The organism is Comamonas sp. DB36 (genome assembly GCF_057914905.1).
This window is the reverse complement of record NZ_CP196631.1, coordinates 1,004,695-1,024,309: the sequence shown is the minus strand read 5'-3', so window position 1 is coordinate 1,024,309 and position 19,615 is coordinate 1,004,695. Positions and strand designations below refer to the sequence as shown.

General features: G+C 65.6%; 22 protein-coding genes. 6 read left to right on the top strand and 16 right to left on the bottom strand.

Features of this window, described 5'->3' with window-relative positions; translation table 11 throughout:
- Positions 1-359 precede the first annotated feature (359 nt).
- From ACSVDO_RS04840 to ACSVDO_RS04785, 12 genes are all read right to left on the bottom strand, one after another.
- Positions 360-1,841 (bottom strand): DegQ family serine endoprotease, encoded by a 1,482-nt coding sequence (locus ACSVDO_RS04840; protein ID WP_332536749.1) that lies wholly within the window; start codon positions 1,839-1,841, stop codon positions 360-362.
- Positions 1,842-1,981: 140 nt separating this feature from the next.
- Positions 1,982-2,602, bottom strand: a complete 621-nt coding sequence (locus ACSVDO_RS04835) for a sigma-E factor negative regulatory protein (protein ID WP_489595161.1) — start codon at positions 2,600-2,602, stop codon at positions 1,982-1,984.
- A 47-nt stretch (positions 2,603-2,649) separates the two neighbouring features.
- Entirely contained in the window at positions 2,650-3,279 is a 630-nt protein-coding gene (gene rpoE / locus ACSVDO_RS04830; RefSeq protein ID WP_332536746.1) for an RNA polymerase sigma factor RpoE, read from the bottom strand.
- Positions 3,280-3,332: 53 nt separating this feature from the next.
- On the bottom strand, positions 3,333-3,779 hold the full coding sequence (locus tag ACSVDO_RS04825; RefSeq protein ID WP_489595159.1) for a hypothetical protein: 447 nt from the start codon (positions 3,777-3,779) through the stop codon (positions 3,333-3,335).
- A gap of 85 nt (positions 3,780-3,864) precedes the next feature.
- The gene (gene fabF, locus ACSVDO_RS04820; RefSeq protein ID WP_332536742.1) at positions 3,865-5,109 is read right to left on the bottom strand and encodes a beta-ketoacyl-ACP synthase II; all 1,245 of its coding nucleotides are present in this window, start codon (positions 5,107-5,109) and stop codon (positions 3,865-3,867) included.
- Positions 5,110-5,149: 40 nt separating this feature from the next.
- Positions 5,150-5,389, bottom strand: a complete 240-nt coding sequence (gene acpP / locus ACSVDO_RS04815; RefSeq protein WP_048441207.1) for an acyl carrier protein — start codon at positions 5,387-5,389, stop codon at positions 5,150-5,152.
- Positions 5,390-5,490: 101 nt separating this feature from the next.
- Positions 5,491-6,231, bottom strand: a complete 741-nt coding sequence (fabG, locus tag ACSVDO_RS04810) for a 3-oxoacyl-ACP reductase FabG (protein ID WP_489595156.1) — start codon at positions 6,229-6,231, stop codon at positions 5,491-5,493.
- Positions 6,228-7,172 (bottom strand): ACP S-malonyltransferase, encoded by a 945-nt coding sequence (gene fabD / locus ACSVDO_RS04805; RefSeq protein ID WP_332536738.1) that lies wholly within the window; start codon positions 7,170-7,172, stop codon positions 6,228-6,230. The genes fabG and fabD overlap by 4 nt, the downstream gene beginning before the upstream one ends.
- Before the next feature lie 69 nt (positions 7,173-7,241).
- Entirely contained in the window at positions 7,242-8,219 is a 978-nt protein-coding gene (locus tag ACSVDO_RS04800; RefSeq protein WP_489595155.1) for a beta-ketoacyl-ACP synthase III, read from the bottom strand.
- A 12-nt stretch (positions 8,220-8,231) separates the two neighbouring features.
- Positions 8,232-9,278 (bottom strand): phosphate acyltransferase PlsX, encoded by a 1,047-nt coding sequence (gene plsX / locus ACSVDO_RS04795; protein ID WP_489595154.1) that lies wholly within the window; start codon positions 9,276-9,278, stop codon positions 8,232-8,234.
- Between the two features lie 112 nt (positions 9,279-9,390).
- Positions 9,391-9,573, bottom strand: coding sequence for a 50S ribosomal protein L32 (gene rpmF / locus ACSVDO_RS04790; RefSeq protein ID WP_159917732.1), 183 nt, complete (start codon positions 9,571-9,573; stop codon positions 9,391-9,393).
- A gap of 180 nt (positions 9,574-9,753) precedes the next feature.
- On the bottom strand, positions 9,754-10,305 hold the full coding sequence (locus tag ACSVDO_RS04785; protein ID WP_332536733.1) for a YceD family protein: 552 nt from the start codon (positions 10,303-10,305) through the stop codon (positions 9,754-9,756).
- Between the two features lie 26 nt (positions 10,306-10,331).
- Between ACSVDO_RS04785 and ACSVDO_RS04780 the strand changes: the two genes are divergently transcribed.
- The 6 genes from ACSVDO_RS04780 to ACSVDO_RS04755 all read left to right on the top strand — a co-directional run bounded on the left by ACSVDO_RS04780 (position 10,332) and on the right by ACSVDO_RS04755 (position 16,341).
- Positions 10,332-10,946: a Maf family nucleotide pyrophosphatase gene (locus ACSVDO_RS04780; protein ID WP_332536732.1), complete on the top strand. Its 615-nt coding sequence runs from the start codon at positions 10,332-10,334 to the stop codon at positions 10,944-10,946.
- On the top strand, positions 10,943-11,731 hold the full coding sequence (locus ACSVDO_RS04775) for an SAM-dependent methyltransferase (RefSeq protein WP_489595152.1): 789 nt from the start codon (positions 10,943-10,945) through the stop codon (positions 11,729-11,731). Before ACSVDO_RS04780 ends, ACSVDO_RS04775 begins: the two co-directional genes overlap by 4 nt.
- 65 nt (positions 11,732-11,796) lie before the next feature.
- Complete coding sequence (locus tag ACSVDO_RS04770) at positions 11,797-12,531, top strand: sterol desaturase family protein (RefSeq protein WP_489595150.1); 735 nt, start codon at positions 11,797-11,799, stop codon at positions 12,529-12,531.
- Positions 12,532-13,449 (top strand): fatty acid desaturase, encoded by a 918-nt coding sequence (locus tag ACSVDO_RS04765; RefSeq protein ID WP_489595149.1) that lies wholly within the window; start codon positions 12,532-12,534, stop codon positions 13,447-13,449.
- 17 nt (positions 13,450-13,466) lie between these two features.
- The gene (locus ACSVDO_RS04760) at positions 13,467-15,395 is read left to right on the top strand and encodes a beta-ketoacyl-ACP synthase III (RefSeq protein ID WP_489595147.1); all 1,929 of its coding nucleotides are present in this window, start codon (positions 13,467-13,469) and stop codon (positions 15,393-15,395) included.
- Between the two features lie 10 nt (positions 15,396-15,405).
- Positions 15,406-16,341 (top strand): DUF6999 family protein, encoded by a 936-nt coding sequence (locus tag ACSVDO_RS04755; protein WP_332549453.1) that lies wholly within the window; start codon positions 15,406-15,408, stop codon positions 16,339-16,341.
- 101 nt (positions 16,342-16,442) lie between these two features.
- Here ACSVDO_RS04755 and ACSVDO_RS04750 read toward each other — a convergent pair whose 3' ends face one another.
- From ACSVDO_RS04750 to ACSVDO_RS04735, 4 genes are read right to left on the bottom strand one after another with little or no spacing between them, the layout of a single operon-like run.
- Complete coding sequence (locus ACSVDO_RS04750; protein ID WP_332549867.1) at positions 16,443-17,495, bottom strand: S49 family peptidase; 1,053 nt, start codon at positions 17,493-17,495, stop codon at positions 16,443-16,445.
- A gap of 1 nt (position 17,496) precedes the next feature.
- Positions 17,497-17,859 (bottom strand): Rieske (2Fe-2S) protein, encoded by a 363-nt coding sequence (locus ACSVDO_RS04745; RefSeq protein ID WP_332539224.1) that lies wholly within the window; start codon positions 17,857-17,859, stop codon positions 17,497-17,499.
- Between the two features lie 7 nt (positions 17,860-17,866).
- Complete coding sequence (locus ACSVDO_RS04740; RefSeq protein WP_489595143.1) at positions 17,867-18,535, bottom strand: HAD family hydrolase; 669 nt, start codon at positions 18,533-18,535, stop codon at positions 17,867-17,869.
- Positions 18,536-18,564: 29 nt separating this feature from the next.
- Entirely contained in the window at positions 18,565-19,569 is a 1,005-nt protein-coding gene (locus ACSVDO_RS04735; RefSeq protein ID WP_489595141.1) for an RluA family pseudouridine synthase, read from the bottom strand.
- Between the last annotated feature and the right edge of the window lie 46 nt (positions 19,570-19,615).

Below are 19,615 nucleotides of genomic sequence, written 5' to 3'. Positions count from 1 at the left end.
CGAAGGGCGTCTGGTAAGAAAAAAAACAAGGAGAGCGCGTGCAAGAAAAAAGGGCGCGTCGACTGAAGGACGCGCCCTGAACCAACAATCTAGGGCAACTGCGATGGTTGGGGCTTCATTGTAGGCAAAAAGCCCATCTTCAAAAGCCCGGCCGCCGCCCCCCGAAGGGAATTGCCTCATGCCGACATGGGTAATGCGTGCGGGCGGCTGCGCCCGCGCTGCGCGCCCGGGAATTTTCCGGCGCGCGCTGGCTGCAGCCCGTCAAGGCCGGAACCGGCGATTCTACCCAATGCGCCACGAGTCGCCTATTGGTGGCGCAAGCGCCTCTCCTGGGAAAGGCTGCGGCCACCGTCGGCATTTCAGCGCGTCGGGCGGATCAGCACGTATTGTGCCCATTCGCCGCGGCGCACCAGCAGGTTGATGGGCTTGGCCTTGTCGGCCTTGGCCAGCGCGGCTTCAAAGCTCTTGAGGCCAGAAACTTCGGTGTTGGCCACGGCCAGCAGCACATCGCCTTCGCGCAGGCCGGCGCGCGCCGCCGCGCCTTCGCTGGACACCACGCGCACGCCGCCCTTGATCTTGAGCTCCTTCTTCTGCGCTTCGGTCAGCTCGGCGACCGCCAGGCCCAGCTGCTGGGCCGCGGCCGATGCCTTGGGTGCCTTCTCTTCGCTGGGCGCGGTCGCAGAAGCGGTCTTCTCGTCGGGCTCGACTTCGGCGATGGTGATCGTCAGATCGCGCTGGCTGCCGCGGCGGAACACCGTGATGGCGCTCTTGGTGCCGGGCTTGGTGTTGCCGACCATGCGCGGCAGGTCGCCGAACTTGTCGATGGCCTTGCCTTCATAGCGCGTGATCACGTCGCCGGGCTCGATGCCGGCCTTCTCGGCGGGCGAGCCGGCTTCCACGGCGCTGACCAGCGCGCCCTGGGCCTTGCCCAGGCCTATGGATTCGGCGACATCCTTGGTCACGGCGCCGATCTGCACGCCTATGCGCCCGCGCGTGACCTTGCCCGTGGTGCGCAACTGGTCGCTCACGCGAATCGCCTCGTCCATGGGAATGGCAAAGGAAATGCCCATGAAGCCACCCGAGCGCGAGTAGATCTGGCTGTTGATGCCCACCACTTCGCCGCGCATGTTGATCAGCGGGCCGCCCGAATTGCCGGGGTTGATGGCCACGTCGGTCTGGATGAACGGAATGTATTCGCCGGTGTCGCGCTGCTTGGCGCTGACGATGCCCGCGGTGACGGTGTTCTCGAGGCCGAACGGCGAGCCGATGGCCATGACCCACTCGCCGACCTTGAGGCGGTTGACGTCGCCGACCTTGACCGCGGGCAGGCCCGTGGCGTCGATCTTCACCACGGCCACGTCGGTGCGCTTGTCCGAACCGATGATCTTGGCCTTGAATTCACGCTTGTCGGTGAGCGTCACGATGACTTCGGACGCGCCTTCGACCACATGCGCATTGGTCATCACGTAGCCGTCCTGGGTCAGGATGAAGCCCGAACCGACACCGCGCGGCTGCTCTTCTTCGGGCTGCTGCGGCTGCTGGGGGCGCTGGGGACGCTGCGGCAGATTGGGAATCGGCACGCCGAAACGCCGGAAGAACTCCAGCATGTCTTCGTCCATGCCGCTCGCGCCACCGCGGGCCGCGACTTTTTCCGAGGTGCGAATGTTGACCACCGAAGGCCCGACCTGCTCGACCAGCTCGGTGAAATCGGGCAGGCCGCGCACGGCCGCCGCTGGCGCCTGTGCGAGCGCGGGCAGAGGCAGGATTGCACCGACGGAGGCGACCGTCATCACCGATGCCAGCACGTAGGAACGGGCAGATCTCCAGGAGGTATGGGACATTCTCAACCTTTCACAATTCTCGAAGCAAACACAGTTTGGAAAGCGTTACAGCGATTTGGTTCCCTGCAGCAAGCACTGCTGGCGCCCTTGCACGCCATCATGCACCGATTGCCCGCCGTTTGCAGCGCGCGCGCGGCCGCTCAGCGCCGCGCAGAAGCTTGCGAAAAATTCGCGTTGCGCAGGAAGTTGGCCGGCATCTGCAGCGCCGCGACGCTGCTGTACTGGCGGTGGGCGGCCAGCAGCTCGTCGAGGCGCGGATCGCGCAGCATGACGGGCGCGCCGTCGCCGGCCTGCATGGCCACGACCTCGGTGGGCACGGACTGCTGGGGCGCGCCGCCCTGCACCAGTTGCACGCCCGCCGAGAACGCCGCGCCGTCGGTCAGCAGCGAACTCCAGCCCAGCGCGGCCACAGCCGCGACCGAAGCCATGCCCGCAGCCATCTTCCAGCGGAACACGCTGCTGTTCGCCGCCCTGTCGGGACCGCGCGCCGCGGCAATAGGCACCAGCGGCGCGGGCTGCAACTTGGGCCGCGGTTCCTTGGCGAGCTGGGCACGCACACCCGACAGCACGTCGTGCTGGGCATGGTGGGCCAGTTCGGGCGAACGCAGCACATCGCCGACCAGCTGATACAGCTGCCAGGTCTGTCGACCCTCATCGCTGTCGGCGAACGCCAGCGCCTGCGCGATGTCGTCGGCCGCGAGCTCTCCGTCGGCCAGCGCCGACAACTGTTCTCTTTGAGTTTGGTTCAGATCTTCATTCATGATGTCATCCACCTGCGCCCGCTGCTCAGAGCCGGCTACGTCCACCACTACCAACGCTTGCCCGTCTGGTTTTCCAGCATGGGTTTGACCCGCGCGGAAATCGCCTCACGTGCACGAAAGATGCGCGAACGCACCGTGCCGATCGGACACCCCATCGCTGCGGAAATCTCCTCGTAGCTCAAACCTTCGATTTCCCGCAGCGTCACCGCCTGACGCAACTCTTCGGGCAAGGCCTGCATCGCGGCATTCACCGCCTGCGCGATTTCCTGTGCCGCAAGAACGGTTTCCGGTGTCTCGTCCGTGGTTAGTTCTTGTCCGAGGTGAGAAGTTTCATCTTCATCGCTCTGACTGCGTAAAGCCGATTCGGATACCACCGGATTGCGCTTCATGTCGAGCAGCGCCTTCTTCGCGGTGTTGACCGCGATCCGGTAGAGCCAGGTGTAGAACTGGGCCTCGCCGCGGAACTGGTGCAGCGCGCGATAGGCGCGGATGAACGTTTCCTGGGCGATGTCCTGGACCTGATCGGTGTCGCGCACCATGCGCGCGATCAGGCGTTCGATGCGGCGCTGGTACTTGATCACCAGCAGCTCGAAGGCCCGCTGGTCACCGGCATTGGTCCGCTCCACCAATTGGAGGTCGCTGTCGCTGGTGGAGGGAGGGGTCACGGAAGGGTTCATTGAATCGTTCGGGGCCGGCCTAGTATCGCGCATGACAGTCCGGATGCGCGGCGTCATGCAGACAGGTCGGGGCGCCAATATACCGTACGCCTGAGATCCCCCCACGACGCGGGCGCGCTGGCGCGGTGCAGCCACAGCCAGCCGCCGCCGCGCAGACGCCCGCTCGCATGCAGCAGCAGGAAGTCCCGGCCGTCCCAGCAGACCCAGGGCGCCGCGGGCAATGCCTGGGGCAACGCGCCGCGCCGGCGCTGCAGCCACCACTGGCCGCCATCCCATTCGAGCCAGCCCTCGGACCACTGCCGCCAGCATTGCAGCGCGCCCGCGCCGACCGCCAGCCACAGCAGCAGGCCGACGGCCGCAGGCCAGGGACTTGCGCCCTGCTGCGCCCAGGCCAGCAGCCCGGCCGCGGCCACGCCTGCCAAGGCCGCCAGCCCCCAGCCAAGCGCCGGCGGTGGGCGCACCAGCGCATACCGCAGGCGCCCCGGTGCGCTGCGTGTCATCGCGCCGCCCCATGAAAAAAGCGCCGACTCGCCGGCAAATTTGCGGGAGTACGGCGCCTGGGCATGGTGCGCGGCTGAAAAGTGATCAGATCCGCTTGAAGATCAGCGAGCCATTGGTCCCGCCGAAACCGAAGTTGTTCTTCAGCGCCACGTCGATCTTCATGTCCCGTGCGGTGTTCGCACAGTAGTCAAGATCGCATTCCGGATCCTGCGAGAAGATGTTGATCGTCGGCGGCACCTTTTGGTGGTGCAGCGCGAGCACGGTGAACACGCTTTCGATGCCGCCCGCGCCACCCAGAAGGTGGCCGGTCATCGACTTGGTCGAACTCACCACCATGTTTTTCGCATGGTCGCCGAGCGCCGCCTTGATGGCGTTGGTCTCGTTGAGGTCGCCCAGAGGCGTGGAGGTGCCATGGGCATTGAGGTAATCCACCTGGTCGGCGTTGATTCCTGCATTGCGCATGGCGTTGAGCATGGCGCGGCGTGGGCCGTCCATGTTGGGCGCCGTCATGTGACCGGCGTCGGCACTCATGCCGAAGCCTGCCAGTTCGGCGTAAATCTTGGCACCGCGGGCCTTTGCATGTTCGTACTCTTCGAGCACCAGCATGCCTGCACCCTCGCCCAGCACAAAACCATCACGGTCCTTGTCCCAGGGGCGCGAAGCGGTCTTTGGATCGTCATTGCGCGTGGAAAGCGCGCGCATCGCGGCAAAACCGCCGACGCCCAAAGGCGAGACTGTCGCTTCCGTGCCGCCAGCAATCGCCACGTCGGCGTCGCCGTACTCGATCATGCGACCCGCTTCACCGATGCAATGCAAACCGGTGGTACACGCCGTGACCACAGCGATATTCGGCCCCTTGAAGCCAAAACGCATGGACACATGTCCGGCCACCATGTTGATGATGGACGCGGGCACGAAAAACGGCGTGATGCGGCGCGGGCCGCGGTTACCCAGTTCGATCTGGGTGTTTTCAATCAGAGGCAGGCCACCAATGCCTGAACCGACCACGCACGCAATGCGCGTGGCAAGTTCGTCGGACAAGGCTTCGCCCGTAGGCAAGCCCGCATCCTGCACGGCTTGCGCCGCAGCCGCAATGCCATAGTGGATGAAGCTGTCCATTCCCCGCGCATCTTTTGCGCTGATATAGGACTCGACATCAAACCCCTTGACCTCACCCGCAATCTTGCAGGAGAAGTTCGAAGTATCGAACTTCGTGATGAGGTCAATTCCGGACTGGCCGGCCAAAATATTGGCCCAGGCATCCGCCACCGTGTTACCCACGGGGCTGATGCAACCCAGGCCGGTCACGACAACGCGACGACGGCTCATGCGTAAAACTTTCTACTGAACGCGCAGTGTGCGCAGGCCTTTAGGCCTTTTGGTGGGTATTGGCGTAGTCGATGGCGTTTTGCACCGTCGTGATCTTCTCGGCGTCTTCGTCGGGGATCTCGATGCCGAACTCGTCTTCCAAAGCCATCACCAGTTCCACGGTGTCCAGGGAGTCTGCACCCAGATCAGCCACGAAGGCCTTTTCGCTGGTGACTTGAGACTCTTCCACGCCAAGTTGTTCGGCAATGATTTTTTTGACACGTGCTTCGATATCGCTCATGGTTTCCCTCTGGGGGTTGTGAATGAATCCGCGATTCTAGCTGCTCAGGGCAAAACCCCTGCACAACTCGCCGCTCGGACATACGGCGTGACTCTTGACAATTACATGTACATGCCACCGTTGACATGCAATTCCTGGCCTGTCACATAGCCCGCACCCGTGGATGCGAGGTAGGCGACAGCGTGTGCGATGTCGGACGGCTGACCCAGTTGCCCCAGGGCAATCTGGGATTGCAGCGCCTGGCGCTGCTCCTGCGGCAGCTGCGCGGTCATGTCGGTTTCAATGAAACCGGGGGCCACGCAGTTGACGGTGATGTTGCGGCTGCCGAGCTCGCGCGCCAGCGCGCGCGTCATGCCGGCAACGCCGGCCTTGGCCGCGGCGTAGTTGGCCTGACCGGGGTTGCCCGATGCGCCGACCACGCTGGTGATGGAAATGATACGGCCAAAGCGCTGCTTCATCATCGGGCGGATCGCGGCGCGGCTCACGCGGAAGACCGCTTTGAGATTGGTGTCAATCACCGCATCCCAGTCTTCGTCCTTCATGCGCATGGCCAGCTGGTCGCGCGTGATGCCCGCGTTGTTGACCAGCACATGCAGGCCGCCCTGGGCCTTGACGATGCCGTCCACCAAGGCCTCGACGGCCGCGCCGTCGGTGACGTTGAGGTTGACGCCGCGGCAACCGGGAAATGCCGCCAGGGCCTCGGTGATGTGCTCGGCGCCGCTGTCGGAGGTGGCCGTACCGACCACGTGGTAGCCGCGACCGGCCAGTTCGAGCGCGATGGCCGCGCCTATGCCACGCGTGGCACCGGTCACAAGAGCGATTTGGGGCTTGGTTTCTGTCATGCGAACAATTCCTTCACTTCGGCCAACGTGGCCGGATCGTACAGGGCTGCGCCCACGAGTTCGGCGTCGATGCGCCGTGTCAGGCCCGCGAGCACCTTGCCCGGGCCGCATTCGACCAGATGGGTGATGCCGCGGGCCTTCATGGCCTGCACGCACTCGACCCAGCGCACCGGGCCGAAGGCCTGGCGGTACAGGGCATCACGAACAGCATCGGCCTCGGTCTGCACCGCGACGTCGATGTTGTTGATCACGGGAATCTGGGGCGCGGCAAACGTGGTCTGCGCGAGCGCGACGCGCAGCTTTTCGGCCGCGGGCTTCATCAGGCTTGAATGGAACGGCGCCGACACCGGCAGCGGCAGCGCGCGCTTGGCGCCCGCGGCCTTGAGGGCCTCGCAGGCCTTCTCGACGGCCAGCTTGCTGCCCGCGATCACGGTCTGCGAGGGATCGTTGAAATTCACGGCCTCGACAACTTCGGCGCCGCCCAGGCTGGCCGTGATTTCGGCGCAGCTGGCCTTCACGGCATCGGCATTCATGCCCAGGATGGCAGCCATGGCGCCCGTGCCCACGGGCACGGCCTCCTGCATCGCCTGGGCGCGCAGGCGCACCAGCGGCGCGGCCTGGGCCAGCGTCAGCACGCCCGAGGCGACCAGCGCCGAGTATTCACCCAGCGAATGGCCGGCCAGGGCCGCGGGCTGGGCGCCACCTTCGGCGTTCCACACGCGCCAGGCGGCGATGGCCGCGACCAGCATCACCGGCTGGGTGTTGGTGGTCAGCGCCAGCGCTTCCTTGGGGCCTTCATGGATCAGGCGGGCGACGTCCTCGCCGAGCGCATCGGAGGCCTCGGCCAGGGTCTGGACCACCACGGGGTGGTCCTGCCATGCGTCCAGCATGCCCACGGACTGCGAGCCCTGACCAGGAAAGACAAATGCAAATTTCTTCATGCTCATGGTCTTGCTTTGATTTTGGTGAAAAAAAGGGCGGCCTCGCCGCCCCGGGTAGCTTGCAGCGGCTTACAGCTTCAGCAGCACCGCGCCCCAGGTGAAGCCGCCGCCCACGCCTTCGAGCAGCAGGTTCTGGCCGGGCTTGATCTGGCCGGAGCGCACGCCATGGTCGAGCGCCAGCGGAATCGATGCGGCCGAGGTATTGCCATGCTGATCCACAGTGACGATGACTTTTTCCATCGGCAGCTTGAGCTTCTTGGCCGTGCTCTGCATGATGCGGATGTTCGCCTGGTGCGGGATCAGCCAGTCGATGTCGGCATCGGTCATGCCGGCCTTGTCGAGCGTGGCGCGCGCGGCTTTCTCGAGCACGCCCACGGCCAGCTTGAACACCGCCTGGCCGTCCATCTTGAGCACCGGGTCACCAAGGATCTGGCCGCCCGAGACGTTGCCGGGAACGCACAGGATGGCGCTGTGCTTGCCGTCGGCATGCAGATCGCTGGCCAGGATGCCGGGCTGCTCGGAAGCTTCGAGCACCACCGCGCCCGCGCCGTCGCCGAACAGCACGCAGGTCGTGCGGTCGTTGAAATCGAGAATGCGGCTGAAGACTTCGGCGCCTATGACCAGCGCGCACTTGGCCGAACCGGTCTGGATCAGCGCATCGGCCACCGTGATCGCGTAGACGAAGCCGCTGCACACGGCCTGCACGTCAAAGGCCGGACAGCCGTTGGCGCCAAGCTTGTGCTGCAGGATGGTCGCGGCCGAAGGAAAGACCATGTCGGGCGTGGAAGTCGCGACGATGATCAGGTCGACTTCCTCGGGCCTGCGGCCCGCGGCCTCCAGCGCCTTGCGCGCGGCCTCCAGACCCAGGTCGCTGCTCGTGACATCGGGTTCGGCGAAATGCCGTGCCCGGATGCCGGTGCGCTCGACAATCCATTCGTCGGAAGTTTCAATGCCACGCGTGGCCAGGTCGGCCTGCATGTCCTGATTGGTCACGCGCCGCGGAGGCAGATAACTTCCGGTGCCGGTGATGCGGGAATAAATTCTCATCTGTTTTTAAGCTCAAGACGCCGACACTGCCGGAACCGGAGTGGCTGGCACGGCGTCCAGCAAAGGAGCTGCACGGGCAATCCGGGACTGAACGCGGTCAAGCAAGTTATTGCAGGCCGCATCATACGCCCGGGTCAATGCGTACTCGAAAGCAATCGCATCCGCTGATCCATGGCTCTTGAAAACCAGGCCGCGCAGGCCCAGCAGCGCGGCACCGTTGTAGCGCCGGTGGTCCATGCGTTTCATCAGCGCCGACAGCACCGGATAGGCGACGACGGCCGCGAGCTTGGTGAGGATGTTGCGCTTGAACTCCTGCTTGAGTCCGTTGCTGATCATCGAGGCCACGCCTTCGCTGGTCTTGAGCGCCACGTTGCCGACAAAGCCGTCACAGACCACGATGTCGACCGTGCCCTTGAAGATGTCATTGCCTTCGACATTGCCGAAGAAATTGATTTCACCCGCCTGGCCGGCCTTGCGCAGCAGCTCGCCGCTGCGCTTGATGACATCGCTGCCCTTGATGGCTTCCTCGCCGATGTTGAGCAGGCCGACCGAGACCTTTGAGTTTTCCTCGAGCGCCGAGACCAGGGCCGTGCCCATAAAGGCGAATTGCAGCAGATGCTCGGCGGTGCAGTCGACATTGGCGCCCAGATCGAGCACCGTGGTCGCATGGCCCTTGCTGTTGGGCAGCTGGGCGGCAATCGCCGGACGGTCTATGCCGTCGAGCGTCTTGAGCACGTAGCGCGCGATGGCCATCAGCGCACCGGTATTGCCGGCCGAGACGGCAGCGGCCGCGGCGCCCGACTTGACCTGCTCAATGGCCACACGCATGGAAGAGTCTTTTTTGCGCCGCAGCGCGACCTCGACGGGGTCATCCATGCCGACGACTTCGGACGCCGCCACCAGGGTGACGCGCTCATGCTGGAACGACTCCAGGCTTTCAGGTTTGCCTACCAGCAGCAGCCGCGCCTTAGGATGTTTGTCGAGAAACTGACGGCACGCCGCGAGCGTGACGCGGGGGCCGTGATCGCCCCCCATGCAGTCAACAGCCAGTGTGATCATGGGCGACTTGCGGACCTGCATTGAGGTCTCAAAGAAAAAATCATGCGTTCAAAAACACAAAAGCCCGCGCTACTTTTTTTGTAGCCGCGGGCCCTGTGGGAGCGGTCGAAGATCAGGCTTCAGACTTGTTCTTCAGCACCTGACGGCCGCGGTAGACACCGGTAGGGCTGATGTGGTGACGCAGGTGGGTTTCACCCGTTGTCGGCTCGACAGCGATGCCGGGCACGTTCAGAGCGTTGTGCGAACGGTGCATGCCGCGCTTGGAAGGGGATTTTTTGTTTTGCTGAACAGCCATGATGGCTCCTGAGTCTTGAAGGGGTTGGTAAAAAACGCGATCAGCCCATTGAAGACACGAGGGGATTCGCGAGAAGCCTAAGAGTATAACGCAAACATGAAGAAAGCGTAAATAACCCCCGAAGCGGCTTCGCCGCAGGCGGCTCCTGTGTCTTGTTTTAGGTGTGCGTGCAGCGGGAAATTATGGCTTGGGCTTGGAAATGCGCAGGCCGGCAAGCGCCGCAAAAGGATTGGGCTTCTCGCTGTTGGCCTGCTCGAAATCCTCGTCGCTCGAAGCCAGGGGCACAGCTTCGGGGCACTCATCATGCAACGGAACCACGGGCAGCTCCATCAACAGTTCGTCCTCGAGCAGTTCGAGCAGGTTGAATTCCTTGCTCAGCGCGAGCAGGTCCTCTTCGCTTTCGTCGTCGAGCGCTTCGGCCGTGGCCTCATCGGCGACAAAGCGGAAAGACCGCTCCACGTCGAGGGCGATAGGCGCGGGCGTGAGGCAGCGCTGGCAGATCATCGGCAGGTCGGTCTCGCCCTGCAGGTGCAGCCAGATCTGGGGCTCGGCGCCGGCTTCGGCGCGCAGCTCGCCCTCGGCGGCCCAGCGTACTTGCACACCGTCGTGCGGGCCCTGGGCTTCGAGCGCCAGGCGATTGAATTGCGAGAGCGGTTCCTGGCCTTCGATGTGCGCCTGCGCTTGCGCAAACGCCTTGACATCGAGCCGTTCCGGGGAAAATTCCTTGGTCATGGCGGCCAGTGTAAGAGAATCGGCCCATGCTTGAATCCCCTGCCACTCCGAACCCTTTGCGCCAGCGTCCCTTGATTCTGGGCTCGACCTCGCGCTATCGCCGCGAGCTGCTGACCCGTCTGGGCCTGCCTTTCGAGACCGCTTCGCCCGAAGTCGACGAAACGCCGCTGCCCGGCGAAGCGCCGCGCGCGCTTGCATTGCGCCTGGCACAAGCCAAGGCCCGCGCCGTGGCCGCGCTGCACCCTGAAGCCATCGTGATCGGCTCCGATCAGGTGGCCGACCTCGCGGGCCAGCCGCTGGGCAAGCCGCTGACCCACGAGCGCGCGGTGCGCCAGCTGCAGGCCATGCGCGGCCAGACGGTGCTGTTCGAGACCGCCGTGAGCGTGGTGTGCCAGGCCAGCGGCTTTGCGCAGACCGAGCTGGCCACCGTCGAAGTGCAGTTTCGCGACCTGACGGACGACGAGATCGAGCGCTATCTGCGCGCCGAGCAGCCCTACGACTGCGCGGGCAGCGCCAAAAGCGAAGGCCTGGGCATCAGCCTGCTGACGCGCATCCTCAACGACGACCCGACCGCGCTGATCGGCCTGCCGCTGATCCGCACCACCGCGCTGCTGCGCGCCGCAGGAATGCAATTGCCATGAACACTTCCACCAAGCCTGGGCGCGGCACGCTGTACCTCGTTCCCGCGCCGCTGGACTTCGGCTGCGACAGCCAGTCCCCATTGACCGATGTGCTGCCCGAAGCCACGCTGCGCCGCGCCGCCGGCCTCACGCACTGGATCTGCGAGAACGCCAAGAGCACGCGCGGCTACCTGAACCGCATCGCTCCCCTCTTCCCGCTCGCGGCAACGCTGCAGGAGCAGTCCATCGTCGAGCTGCCGCGTGAAGCGCACAAGAAGGGCGACCACGGCGACAAGGGCAGCGCGGTGTTCGACGCCAAGCAGCTGCTCGCGCCCGCGCTCGCCGGCCACGACATCGGCCTGGTCAGCGAAGCCGGCATGCCGGCAATTGCCGACCCGGGCAGCTCCATCGTGCGCGCCGCGCATGACCTGGGCCTGGCGGTGGTACCGCTGGTCGGTCCGGTGTCGCTGCTGCTGACGCTGGCCGCCAGCGGCCTCAACGGCCAGAACTTCGCGTTTGTCGGCTATCTGCCCCAGGACAGCGCGGCGCGCGGCCAGCGCATTCGCGAGCTCGAGGCGCTGGCGCTGCGCCAGGGCCAGACCCAGCTGTTCATCGAGACGCCCTACCGCAACCCCGCGCTGTGGCAGGCGCTGCTGCAGACGCTGCAGCCCAACAGCCGCCTGGCGCTGGCCGCGGGCCTGACGCTGGCGACGGCGCGCATCGAGAGCCGGCTGGTGCGCGACTGGAAGCAGCTGCCCATGCCCGCCGACAACCGCACTCCCGTGGTGTTCGCGATAGGACGCTGACGCGCTGACCGTCCTGTCCGCCCTCATCGCGCCCGGCCGGGAGGCGCTCACGTCACGGAGACTTCATGGACACTGGTACCTGGTTCATCCAACTCTCAGCCTGGCAGGTCATGGCGCTGGGGCTGGTGTTTTTCGGCGGCCTGTATTGCCTCGGCGGCTGGGGCATGTCGGCGCTGACGCGCACCCTGGCCCGGCTGGGCATAGGCCGGCCGCTCGATACCCGCGCACTCAAGCCCGACCAGCTGCGGCGCGAATGGCGCCAGTCGTTTCACTCGGTGCTGGTGTTCGGTCTGGGAATGATCGTGCCCTGGGGTTTTCTGCAGCTGGGCTGGGCGCGCCTGACGCCCGACGCCAGCGCCGGGCGCATTGCGCTCGAAATCGTGGTGCTGCTGATATGGAACGACGTGCACTTCTGGATCAACCACCGGCTGCTGCACACGCGCCGGCTGGTGCGCTTTCACGGCGACCACCACCGCTCGGTGGTCACCACGCCCTGGTCGACCTACAGTTTCCACCCCATAGAAGCCATGATGCTGGGCAACATCATCCTGCTGCCCATGCTGGTGCATGACTTCTCGTTCTGGTCGCTGGCCAGCGTGCCCGTGCTGAGCCTGCTGCTCAATGTAATTGGTCACGCTAATTACGATTTCTTTCCATCAGTCTCCGACACCCACCCGCTGGCCGCGAGCCGGCGCCACCATCTGCACCATGCGCGCCCGGCCGGCAACTACGGCTTTGCACTCGCATTCATGGACCGGCTCATGCGCACCCAGGTCAAGACCGCGCCGGGCGCGCGCTAGATGGCGCGGCGCCTTCCCCGGCTGCGCCATGGGCGCGACTGGCAATCGGTGGCCTACATGCTTGCGCTGCCGCTGCTGGTCTGGTGGCAATGGACCCATGGCTTCCACTGGCTGCTCTACGGCCTGACGCTGTTCCTGACGCTGGGCACGGGCGTGATCCACCACAACCATACGCACCTGCGCATGTGGCATGGCCGCCGCGCCAACCGCCTGACCGATTACTGGCTCACGCTGCTGCAAGGCCACCCGACGTTCGTGTTCTGGCCCGCGCATGTGGGCAACCACCACCGTTTTCGCCATGGCCCGCGCGATATCGCGCGCACCTACCGGCCCGAATTCGGCGGCGATACCAACCACCTGTGGGGCTATCTGATCCACCCGCTGCAGGCGGGCCTGGTGCTCTACCCGATGTTCCTGCGCTGGCTGGCGCGCCTGCGGCGGCATTCGCCCGGCGCCTTCCGCTACTGCATGGGCCAATACGCGCTGTGGCTGGGAAGCTGGGCCATCCTCTTGGCGCTCGACTGGCAAAAGGCGCTGCTGCTGGTGATCGTGCCGCAACTGCACGGCCTGCATTGGCTGCTCGCGACCAACTACCTGCAGCATGCGCATGCCGACGGCCGGCCGCTGACGCGCGCGCAGCGCAAGATGCCCGGCACGCCGCTGAACTACGCGCGCAATTTCGAAGGCTGGGTCAATCCGCTGCTGTTCAACATCGGCCTGCACACGGCCCACCATGAGCACCCCCAGGCCCACTGGTCGCAGCTGACGCGGCTGCATGCCGACCACTACCGCACACGCGTGCACCCGGATCTCAACGAACGCGGCCTGCTGCCCTATATGGGCCGGGTGTTCGTGCTGGGCCTGGTCTGGCCCGCGGCGCGCACCCGGGCGCAGATGCCTGCCAACGCCATCCAATAATCAACAACCAATACGCCATGCCTGTCGCCTATTCCAACGTCTATCTTCAATCCGCGGGAATGTTCCTGCCCGGCGCACCCGTGGACAACGCGGGCATGGATGCGTTTGTCGCTCCGCTCAATCGCATCTCCGAGCGCCTCAAGCGCCGCATCCTGGCCGAGAACGGCATCCTGACGCGCCACTACGCGATCGACGGCGCGGGCGCGACCGTGTTCAGCAACGCGCAGATGGCCGCCGGCGCGATCGAAGCGACGCTGGCGGGCGCGGGCCGGTCGCTGGCCGATATCGGCTTTCTGTCCAGCGGTTCGTCGGGCGGCGATGCGCTGATGCCCGGCTTTGCGAGCATGATCCAGGGCGAGATGGCCGCGCCGCCGATGGAGACGCTGTCGGTGCACGGCGTCTGCGCGGCCAGCGTGGGCGCGCTGCAGGCCGCGGCCATGGCCGTGGAAAGCGGCGCCCATTCCCTGGCGCTGTCGGTGGCCAGCGAAATGCCTTCGCGGCTGTTCAAGCGCTCGCGCTTCGCGGCCCAGGGCTACGACACCGACTTCGACGCCCACTTCCTGCGCTGGATGCTGTCGGACGGCGCGGGCGCGGTGCTGCTGGGCGGCCCCCAGGCCCTGCCGCAGGTCAACGGCCTGCGGCTGAAACTCAAGTGGACCCACCTGCGCAGCTTTGCCGGCGACTACCCGGTGTGCATGCAGCTGGGCCTCACGGCCGACCGCAGCCAGAGCCACCTCGATTTCCCTGCCTGGGGCGATGCCGAGGCCGCGGGCGCGCTGGCGCTGCGCCAGGACATACGCCTGCTGCCGCACCTGTTCGACGTCTGCATCCACGAATACGCCGATCTCGCGCACAAGGGCTGGGTGCCAGAGCGCGGCATAGACCACTTCCTGTGCCACTACTCGTCCGAGCGCTTCATACCCGTGGTCGATGACCTGCTGGGCAAGGCCCAGCTGAGCATTCCGCGCGATCGCTGGTGGAGCAATCTGGCCTGGCGCGGCAACACCGGCGCGGCGTCGATCTTCATCATGCTGTCGGAGTTCCTGCAGCAAAAGGGCTCCAGCCTGAAAGCCGGCGACAGCGTGCTGTGCTTCATTCCCGAGTCCGGCCGCTTCACGGCCGGCTACATGCTGTGGGAGGTAGAGGCGGACACCCCGGCTCCCGCCCTGGCCGCCTATCCGTGCCCGCCCGCCCAGGCCGGCGACGCCATTGCCCATGACGCCCTGCCCGATGTCAGCACCATTGCGCCGCCGCATGACCCGGCAGCGGCCCCCAAGGCGCTGGCCCCGCTGCTGACCGAACTTGCCAGCATCTGGCAGGACTACCGCTCCAGCGTCTGGCGCACGCCGCTGCTGCAGCGCATACGCACGCGCCAGCTGCACACCGGCGACTATGTGCGCTGGATGAGCCAGTGGATTCCGCAGGTGCGCGAAGGCAGCCTGTGGATGCGCGAAGGCGCGGCCTCGCTGACCGGCGACTATGCAGCGCTGGCTTCGCTGATCGACCTGCATGCGGGCGAGGAACAGAACGACTTCAAGATCCTGTACAGCGACTACCTCAAGACCGGCGGCACGCAGACCGACATCACCGCGCTGCGACGCAATCCCGGCGGCGAGGCACTCAATGCCTATCTGCACAGCTTGGCGGCGACACCCAACCCCATAGGCCTGCTGGGCGCGATCTACATCATTGAAGGCACGGGCCAGCGCATCGTTCCCAGCCTGCTGCCGCTGCTGCGCGCCGCGCTGGCCCTGCCGCCCGACGCCTTTCGCTTCCTCGAATACCACGGCGCCAACGACGAGCACCATCTCGAGCGCTGGCTGATGGCGGTGCAGATGACGCTGGAGCTCGACAGCACAGGCACGGCCCAGCAGGCGATATTGCAGACCGCGCGCCACACGGCGGCGATGTATCTGATGCAGTTCCAGCATGTGCTCGAACAGTGAGGAAGATCCCATGAAGAACGAATACACCGATCATCACTGGGACGAGCGCGATCCCAGCCCCTGGCTGGCGCTGTACCTCGACCAGAGCACGCCCCTTCCCGACGACGTCAAGGCCGCGTGGCTGCGCGACTGCAGCGGCAGCTCGCGCCAGTTCTTCCTGCCGCTGGTGCGCCCCATGGCGCGCGTGTCGATGATCATCATCCAGCTGCTGAAGATCTTCCTGCCCAAGCGCTGGTCGCATTCCATGCTGCTGCACCGGCTGCTGGCGTTCAGCATGAACCGCTTTGTCTCGCCCGAGGCCAACTGGCTGATCATGCGGCACTTCCACCTGGGCTCGCAGGTGCTGTCCTTTGTCTCGGCGAATTCGCCCGTGCCGGTCAGCACCGCGCCGCTCAAGCCCATGACCATAGACGAGGTCAAGGACGAGCTGTTCCTGCGCCATGACCTGAACCTGTTCAATTTCGTGATCCGCCTGAACAAGGCCTTGCGCGCGGAAAACAAGGAGCTGGTGCCCGTGCCCGAGCCCGACTTCTCGATGCTGCACGAGCCAGAACTGCGGCTCGAGGACATGCCGCGCGGCCGGTTCAACCTGCTGGACCTGCAAAGCGCCATCGAGATCTATACGCCGGTCTACCAGCTGCTGCTGACCGACAACGACTTCTGGCGCGCGAGCAATTCGCTGCAGCTCGACGAGACCGTGGCGATCTACTGCGCCAAGATCCTGGCTTCACCCGAGCACCTGGTGCTGCTCAACAACAAGCACCCGCTGGTGCCGATGACCACCTTGTATGCGGCCTACCGCCTGGTGCTGCACGGGCTGTCGTCGGAAATGCTGCATGCGCTGCTGATGCGCATGGCGCGCGGGGAGATTCCGATTCCCGCGCGCGAATTCGCCAAGATGCACGACGCGGCGGAGGTGGTGGTCGGGCACGCCCCAATGCCATGAGCGCTGGCCGTTCATGCTTCGACAAGCTCAGCACGAACGGGGGGGGGTAGGCTCAGGGCGAACGCAGCGGGTAGGCTCAGGGCGAACGGGGGCGGGTAGGCTCAGCGCAAGACCGGCAGGGCCGAGCGCATGGTCTGCACTGCTCCCCCGCCGATGGCCGCGCCGAACTTCTTGGCCAGGCGCTCGGCGACGTTGTCGCGGCGCGTGTAGTCGATCACTTCCTCGACCTTGACGATTTCGCGCGCCACGTAGTCGAGGTTGCCGAGCTTGTCGGCCAGGCCCATCTCCACGGCCTGCTGGCCGGTCCAGAACAGACCGCTGAAGGTGTCGGAGTCGATCTTCAGGCGTTCGCCGCGGCCGGTCTTCACGGCGTTGATGAACTGCTGGTGGATCTGATTGAGCATCGACTGCGCGTGCAGGCGCTGGGCCTCGGTCTGCGGGCTGAACGGGTCGAGAAAGCCCTTGTTCTCGCCGGCGGTGAGCAGACGGCGCTCGACGCCGAGCTTTTCCATCGTGCCCGTGAAGCCGAAGCCGTCCATCAGCACGCCTATGCTGCCGACAATGCTGGCCTTGTCGACAAAGATGTCGTCGGCCGCGGCGGCAATGTAATAGGCGGCCGAAGCGCAGGTTTCCTCGACCACCGCATAGACCGGCTTGCTGTGCTTGGCCTTGAGGCGCTGGATCTCATCGTAGATGATGCCGGCCTGCACCGGGCTGCCGCCCGGCGAGTTGATCAGCAGCACCACGGCGCGCGATCCCGAGTCTTCAAAGGCGCTGCGCATCGCGGCGACCACGAACTCGGCGCTGGCTTCGGCGCCGGTGGCGATCTCGCCCTTGATGTCGACCACGGCCGTGTGCGGGCCACTGACAGTTGTGGTGGCCACGTCGCGGCCAAACATCATCCAGCCCAGCGCCAGCAGCACCAGCAGCCACGACATGCGGCCGAACAGCCGCCAGCGGCGCGCGGCGCGCTGCTCGCGAATGGTCGCCATGACCAGGTTTTCAAGCACCTCGCGCTCCCAGCCCGGCGACTGCGCAGCGGAGGACGCGGATGCGGGGGCGGCGCTTTCGGGCCGCGCCTGCGCCCACAGATCGGGGGCTGCGGGGTGGACGGGTTCGGAGCCAGGGGTTCCAGGAGGCAAAGGGGTGGTCATGTCAGAGCTCGACAGGGTGCAGGTCTTGGGAAGTATGCCAGTGCACCACACCCTGAGCTTCGCACACTACTATTTTCACCAGACCGCCGCGGCAGGGTCCGCCCGCACAGGCACCGGTGTCGGGCGCGTAGGCCGCACCGTGGGTTGCGCACAACAGCCATTGACCGGAATCGTCGAATATCCGGTTGGGCTGCCAGTCCAGTTCCATGGGCACATGGGTGCAGCGGTTCAGATAGGCGTGCACGCCGCCCTGGAAGCGCACCGCGAAGGCCCGGCAGCGCTGGCCGGCGTAAAGCACATCGAAGGGCTGGGCCAGGCCGCCCTCGGCCAAATCCTCGCTGCGACACAGGAAGACCGCCGGCATTGCAGGCTCAGCCGTTGGCCAGCAGCCACTGGTGCAGCCCGGCCACCGATTCCGCCACGTACAGCGGCTCGAACTCGCCAAAGCCGCCGGTCGCATGCGCGCCGTACGACACGCCCACGCGCGCGCAGCCCGCGTTGCGCGCCATCAGCAGATCGTGCGTGGTGTCGCCAATCATCAGCACGCGTTCGGGCTCGACGCCGAATTCGGCCATCAATTCCTGCAGCATCAGCGGATGCGGCTTGCCCGCGGTCTCCTCGGCGGTGCGCGAGCCGTCAAACAGGCCCTTGAGCGCGACGCTGGCCAGCACTTCATTGAGCCCGCGCCGGCTCTTGCCCGTGGCCACGGTGAGCAGATAGCCGCGCTCGCGCAGCGTCTCGAGCAGCGGCACCACGCCGTCGAACAGCGTCAGGTCGTTCTGGTGCTGCAGGTAGTGGTAGCGGTAGCGGTTGCCCAGTTCGGCGTACTTCTCGGGCGGTACATCGGGCGCCGCATGGGCCAGGGCCTGGGTCAGCGCCATGCCGATCACATAGGAAGCGGCCTCCTGGGTAGGCACCTGGCCGCCGACATCGCGCACCGCTTCCTGGATGCTCTTGGTGATGGCGGCCGTCGAGTCGTAGAGCGTGCCGTCCCAGTCAAAGGCAATCAGGTCAAAGCGGCGGGGGGAAACAAAAGACATGGCAGTTCCGTCGGAAATCAACAAGGCCTTCAGGCCACAAAGCTGGCGAGCTCGGCGGGCAACTCGGCGCGCAGTTCGACGCGCTCGCCCGAAGCCGGATGGTTGAACTGTAAACGCCACGCATGCAGGAACATGCGCTTGAGCCCGTGCTTTTGCACGCGGCGATTCAGATCGAAATCGCCATACTTGTCGTCGCCCACAATGCCATGGCCCTGCGACGACAGGTGCACGCGGATCTGGTGCGTGCGCCCGGTCTTGATCGTGACTTCGAGCAGGCTCATCGCGGGCAGGCCCTGCAGCGGCCGCGCGGCAATCTGGCTGCGCACCTTGACCAGCGTCACCGAGCGCATGCCGTCGGGGTCGTCGGGCGTGGTCACGCGCACGCGGCGCTCGCCGTCGGGCAGCAGATATTTGTGCAGCGGCGTGTCTATGACCTTCTTGTTCGCGGGCCAACTGCCCTGCACCAGCGCCAGATAGGTCTTGCCGGTCTCGCGCTCGCGGAACTGGTCCTGCAGGCCGGTGAGCGCCGAGCGCTTCTTCGCGACCAGCAAGATACCCGAGGTTTCCCTATCGAGCCGGTGCACGAGTTCGAGAAACTTGGCCTCGGGACGCGCCTGGCGCAGCTGCTCGATCACGCCGAAGCTCACGCCGCTGCCGCCGTGCACGGCGACGCCCGCGGGCTTGTCTATGGCCAGAACATGGTCGTCCTCGAGCAGCTGCGGGAATTCGCGTGCCGGTGCCGGATGGGCCGCCTTTTCAGCGACTTTCTCGGAAATGCGCACCGGCGGCAGGCGCACGCTGTCGCCTTCGGCCACGCGCGTGTCGGCGCTGGCGCGGCCTTTGTTGATGCGCACTTCGCCGCTGCGAATGATGCGGTAGACATGGGTTTTGGGCACGCCCTTGAGGTGCCGTATCAGGAAGTTGTCCAGGCGCTGGCCAGCGGAATCGGCGTCGACTGCGATGAGGCGTGCAGCGGGAATTGCAATGCCTTGGGCTCGGTCCATCGCCGGTTTGCCCTCTATAATGTGTTTCACCTGCGCGATACTAGTGTAAGTGGTTGATTTGCATGGAGTTTAGTCC